Below are 5,867 nucleotides of genomic sequence, written 5' to 3' on the forward strand. Positions count from 1 at the left end.
TTGCCGTGAAGCCGGAAAAATCGGAATCGAAGGCAAAGAATATGTCGTACAGGACGGCGACATCATGCACTTCCGCTTCAACGTTTAGAAATACGTTACATACCCTATTTATACACGCCACCGGGAACCCGCCAATGCGGATTCCCGGTGTTTTTATTTGTAACTCATTCTATTCTCCTATCCCTGCTGCATAATCAGCACCGACGTATAGGCAACATAGCATGCCACCATCAGCGCACCTTCCAGACGCGTAATCGTACGCTTGCGGAAGAACCAGCCGACAAGCCAGAACAGCACCGACGAACCGACAAGCACCGCCATGTCGAAGTTGCCGATATTCCCCATCGGCAGCGGAATGATTGTGGAGCTGCATCCAAGCACAAAGAATATGTTGAACAGGTTGCTGCCTATCACATTACCAATCGCAATGCCCGGATTTTTCTTCAATGCGGCAGTAATGGACGTAGCCAACTCGGGAAGCGACGTTCCGCCGGCCACCAGTGTAAGGCCAATCACCGACTCGCTTACGCCCCAGGCACGCGCAATGCCGCTCGCACCGTCAACGAAAAGCTGTCCGCCAAAAATCAGTCCAGCTAGACCGCCAACAATAAACAAAGCCGACTTCCATCCCGGCATCTGTTTCACTTCGGCATCCGCACCTCCCGCATCTGCCCCACTTTTGGCAATAGCAAACGTATAGCGCATGAATATCAGGAAAAACATCAGCAGCACAAGGCCGTCGGTACGGCTGATGACATTTGCCGAACCACCGTCAAGCAGAATGTCGTTGGCACAGAATGCCAACACAAGTGCAGAAAGAATCACGAGCGGAATCTCATTCGTCATAATGCTCCGCTCCACCTTTATAGGAAGTACGAGCGCCGTACAGCCGATAATCATCAGCACATTGAAAATATTGCTACCCACCACATTACCAATCGACATTTCCGCACTGCCGCCAATAGCCGACAGCACACTGATGACCAGTTCGGGAGCTGATGTTCCGAAAGCCACAATCGTAAGACCGATAACAAGGTCGGAAATACCGAAACGCTTCGCCACTGCCGCCGAACCGTCGGTCAACGCATTGGCACCCACAAGGATAAGTGCCAACCCGCCTATCAAGAAAAGAATATCAAGTATCATTGTCTGCATTTTTTAATCAAGCGCTAAAATTAACATAAAATTTGCACAAATTCCCATTATTCCCCACAAATCATTAATTTCTTGCCGAAAATTTTGCACATTGAAAATCCTGACTTATCTTTGCAATACAACAACGGGGTATTAGCTCATCTGGTAGAGCGCAACACTGGCAGTGTTGAGGTAAGCGGTTCGAGTCCGCTATGCTCCACAATACCGACGGCGACATTCACAAAATGTTGCCGTTCTTTTTTATGCAAAAAACGCATGGTAATAGTACACGGCGAACACAACCGTGAACACGACAAGAAAAGCATAGTAGCGTCCCACACGCATTTCCGGACAATAGCGTTTGAACAAAGGAACCACAAAATAAGCCACCGTAATATAAGGCAATGCCAGCGACAGCGGATAGCCGATAGCTCCATATTCAGGAATTAACCAACAATAAAGAACTATTATCGTACCTTGAGCAAACAACTGAACCCAAACATATACCCGTTGTAACTGATAAGCGTTAAAAATGCGCATAAACATATTATACACAAATAAAAATGGAAGATACAGAATCTGCATAGACAAAATCCTGGCAGTCAAATCAAGTGAATCGGTAGTAAATTTCCCAATACCGAAAAGCAGTTCTACAAGCCACCCACTTAACAGAGAAACCCCAACCGCGACAACAAATAAGCCAGACATCACCGACAGCAACAGCTTCTCCGTCAACCGTGCTACTTCTTGATAATGCCCTTTTCCTACAAGGTTATTATACTTAATTGCCATAACACTCAGAATCTGTCCAACAAGAAATATACTGGGAATATTAGTCATTTTATCAGCAAATGATATCGCAGTCAGACTTCCTTCCGGAAAACTTGTAAAAAAATATTGAGGCACAAACATTGCCATCAAATAAACTAAATAGCCCAATTGGGTATAGCATCCTGTCTTTAAAGCACTTTTCACATGTTTAAAAGAAACAGAAAACATTTTCCATTTCAACAGATGCTTCATCATTATAAGAACCAACAGAATATTTACCACATATCCAAAAACCAATCCAATGGCAACAGACTTCAGCCCCAACATATCATGGAACAAGAGTACAAACAACACTCCCAATGAGGAATTAATCAAATTTATTAGGTTAGGAAATGTGAAATACTTATATGAGGCAAGTATTTCCGTCATCAGACTCGTTAGCATATTAAGAAAAAGAATAGGCAGAATCCAACGAATCAAATGAACATTCGCGTCAATCAAAGTCTTCGAAAATGAAGAAATCGCAGAAACAAATGGAAGGGTTCCTATACATGCAAACAAAAACAACAAAATACCAATACCACCATACAAAAAGATAAAGGCATTCAGAAAAGTCATTGAACTATGTTCGCCTTCAGCGATCCGCAAGCGAATACTTTTGGGAATCAATACAGCCGTACTGAAATTCAAGAAAAAGAAAGAGATGAAAAGTATCAGATTATAGATAAAGAAAAAGACATCCGTCCCCGAATATGCACCAAAATAATATCCTATAAGCCATTGTTGTACAAAGGCTACACTTCTGCCACAGATATTGAAAGCAGAAGACCACATAATGCCATTCTTATAAGTTTCAGGACGAAATACACCCATAGCTCATTTCCTTGCTTGTCTATACAATGAAACGTACGGGCAATAGTATTATTTTACAACAAACATACCTGAAATTCGCCTTCTCACAAAAGAGGTTAAAAATCACTTATTACCAATCAGTTATAATCGCATTATTTATTTTTTTTAACAGCCGACAAGACATTATCATATAGAGCAACGAAATTGTCAGCTGTTTGCTTCCACAACAGATGGTTTCTCACATGTCTTTGTCCAGACTCCGAAATGTAATGCAGCTTTTCCGGCTCCCCAAAAATAGACACAACTTTTCGAGCCCACTCTTTTTCGTCAAAACTATCAATCAAATATCCGGTAAGACCATCTTCAATAATGGAGCAAGCTCCCCCTGTTGGTGTAGATAATACGGCAACACCCCAATACAAGGCCTCCAAAACGACCATTCCATAAATTTCAAAGTCTGACGCTAATAAAAAAAGGTCTGCACACTTGTATATATCAGGCAACTTAGATTGTGGCAATGCGCCAGTCCAAAAAACACGTTCGGAAACCGTTGACGACTGTAGCCCTGCTCGACTGCTTCCGTCTCCAACAATCACTAGAAGGTACTCTTCCGGTAAGAATGACATCATACCCACCAACAAATCCACATGACGACGCTTGACTTCAACAGATCCTACATACAAGAGAACCTTTCGTTCTGATCCAATTCCGTTTCTTTCTCGCCAATCACTTAGTTCTCCATCTTTGAAAGAGAAGTTGGAATCATCAAGTCCGACCGGAGTAATTTCAGCACCTTTTCTCAATCCATATTTTTTCAAATATTCTGCTGCTGCAGGAGTTTTGCATCCCACACTTCCAACTGTATGGAGAATATAACGACCAATTGTCGCATTGAAACATTGTTCCAACCTCCTTAGGAACGGTTTGCGGGTTTCATCATATGGCCCTTGAATCAAGACACAAGGAACAACATGACGTTTCGCCCACCATGCAACATAAGCCGACATCACCATTCCAATTTCATGAATTTGAATAAGATCCGGATTTATTTCTTTTAAGGTCTTATTCAAATGAATAAAATATCCAATAGCCTGCTGAACTCTTCTATATTTCAAGAAATAAACAGTACAAAATTCTGTTTCAGAAACAGATTCTTCACCAGCTCCCATTATAACGCTGACTTTATATCCTCGTTTTTGAAGTTCTTTAGCCAATCCTAACTCCTGAACATTGTAACTAGACAAGTTCATTGATGTCAGCGATGAACGAACAATCAGCAGATGTTTTTTTCTATTCATTTTCCAACATTTTATAGACAACGCATGTCTGATCTGCTATCTTTTTCCAGTCATAATCCGCAACATCTACAGTACGACATAGATAGCTTTCTCTGTTTTCTGCCAAGAACTCACCTAATTTCAACTGCATAGAATACACATCCGATGCTTTAAAATAGGATTTCTTCGGTAAATCCAATAAATGAGTCGCCTCAATGTCAGAAACGAGTAATGGCAACCCGAAATTAATTGCTTCCAAAAGAACAAGTGGGAAACCTTCTATCCGCGACGACAAAACATAAACCTGTGCATGACTATAAAGCTGTGACAAGTTTCCACCGTCCACAAATCCGGCAAACACAACATTCTTACCTGCCATTGCTTTCAGATTGTCGAAATAAGCCGTATCCTGATCTGGTGCACCGGCTATTACAAGTTTTACATCCGTTTTCAGCTTATTATAAGCCTGTATCAGCAAATCGAACCCTTTCTCCGGAGTGATTCTCCCAACAGAAAGGATATATTTACCCGGCTCCACATCCAATTTTTGCAAAAAATCTGTTGCAGTATTCCTCTGGAGCGGAACAATTCCGTTGGGAATATAAACCGACTTGGCTTTCACTTTATTCGAATACTTGTCAAGTTGGAACTTATTGACAAAGATAATCCGATTGGAAGCCGACAACGCAATTTTTTCCGACAGTCGAAGAACAAGTTTCCCAAACCAATTCCATTTGTCGTGTTCATAGTTGGCACTATGATACGTCAACACCACTTTTTTCCCGAAAAGCCGCAGCAAAGGGGCAAACATGGCCGGCCCGATATTGTGAATATGCACAACCTGCGAACGGGAAAAAGCAGAAATCAACGTAGCTTGAAAAGAATGAAAAACAGCTTCCAGTCCTGTCACCCGTGTAGATGGCAAGTCCAGAAACTGTATATTGTCATATTTTGTACCCTTATAGGCTTTATTTATAAACGGTTTGCGGCGGAACACTCGGATTTTCACGTTCTCCATCAACGGATACAACCGCTCGCAATGACGTTCCACTCCCCCTTGAATACCAGGAAAGCCTCGCGTACCGATAACATCAATTTTCATAAAGCCTTCTTTTTTGGTAAATACCAGAATTTAATCCCAGCAAATTGGTTTTCCGTGTTTTACACGCCAACGGTTTTTCAAAATCCATTTGATAGGAATCCACGGACGACGCTTCATATCATGACGTTCAGTCACAATAAACGCACAATTACGATTGCAGTTTTTCACCAATTCAAGCGCCTTCTTCGCCTTTTCCGACTTCATGATATTCTCAAAGCTATCTTCTTTGATATTTCCGATAATCCATTCTTCTCCCGAACCGTTACATGGCGAAACGTTGCCAAACGGGTCGATAAAGAAAAAATCAGTCAAAGCTCCGCAAGGTGGACGATATCCCGGTTCGTCACCACGTAGACGGCGATGGATACTACGGTTAAAATATGCACGGCCCATATCTTTCAAACGGCCCTTTAGGCTACGACGTTTTGAAGTCAGCAATGCCGCCACAAATTTTTCGTGTTCCTTCAATGCGTCCTCACTCACGAGCACGTTGTCATCCTTATGGAAATACCATGAATTATGTACCACAGAATTGCCAAGTTCCACATCCAGTGCCACACACAATTCATACAAATGAAGCAAGTCCTTATAATTGTCCGGAGAAATAACAACCGAGAAGCCAATATTCTTACATTTTGTCTTTTTCAATTCCAACATCGTACGCAAAGCATGGTCAAAACCATTGATCGTACCACGTTTCTTGTCATTCAATGCAGGCAGACCTTCCAGAC

General features: G+C 42.0%; 6 protein-coding genes and 1 tRNA gene. 2 read left to right on the plus strand and 5 right to left on the minus strand.

The window, feature by feature from the left end:
- Window positions 1–88: DUF933 domain-containing protein (locus tag Q0J90_RS14755; protein ID WP_367173896.1), on the plus strand; the 88-nt coding region annotated here is incomplete at its 5' end.
- A gap of 89 nt (window positions 89–177) precedes the next feature.
- Here the strand turns inward: Q0J90_RS14755 and Q0J90_RS14555 are convergent.
- Window positions 178–1,146: a calcium/sodium antiporter gene (locus tag Q0J90_RS14555; protein WP_297278599.1), complete on the minus strand. Its 969-nt coding sequence runs from the start codon at window positions 1,144–1,146 to the stop codon at window positions 178–180.
- 135 nt (window positions 1,147–1,281) lie between these two features.
- Here Q0J90_RS14555 and Q0J90_RS14560 point away from each other — a divergent pair.
- Window positions 1,282–1,354: transfer RNA gene (locus tag Q0J90_RS14560), tRNA-Ala, on the plus strand.
- Window positions 1,355–1,395: 41 nt separating this feature from the next.
- On the opposite strand, the gene Q0J90_RS14565 is transcribed toward Q0J90_RS14560, so the two are convergent.
- The 4 genes from Q0J90_RS14565 to Q0J90_RS14580 form a co-directional block, all read right to left on the minus strand.
- A complete protein-coding gene (locus tag Q0J90_RS14565) occupies window positions 1,396–2,778 on the minus strand; it encodes a lipid II flippase MurJ (protein ID WP_297278600.1) in 1,383 nt (460 codons plus the stop codon).
- 131 nt (window positions 2,779–2,909) lie between these two features.
- Complete coding sequence (locus tag Q0J90_RS14570) at window positions 2,910–4,055, minus strand: glycosyltransferase family 4 protein (protein ID WP_367173895.1); 1,146 nt, start codon at window positions 4,053–4,055, stop codon at window positions 2,910–2,912.
- Window positions 4,048–5,136: a glycosyltransferase family 4 protein gene (locus Q0J90_RS14575; protein ID WP_297278601.1), complete on the minus strand. Its 1,089-nt coding sequence runs from the start codon at window positions 5,134–5,136 to the stop codon at window positions 4,048–4,050. Before Q0J90_RS14575 ends, Q0J90_RS14570 begins: the two co-directional genes overlap by 8 nt.
- Before the next feature lie 30 nt (window positions 5,137–5,166).
- A partial coding sequence (locus Q0J90_RS14580; RefSeq protein WP_297278602.1) for an SPASM domain-containing protein occupies window positions 5,167–5,867 on the minus strand: 701 nt, incomplete at its 5' end.

Source organism: uncultured Brachyspira sp., from assembly GCF_944390595.1.
Taxonomy (GTDB): domain Bacteria; phylum Spirochaetota; class Brachyspiria; order Brachyspirales; family Brachyspiraceae; genus Brachyspira.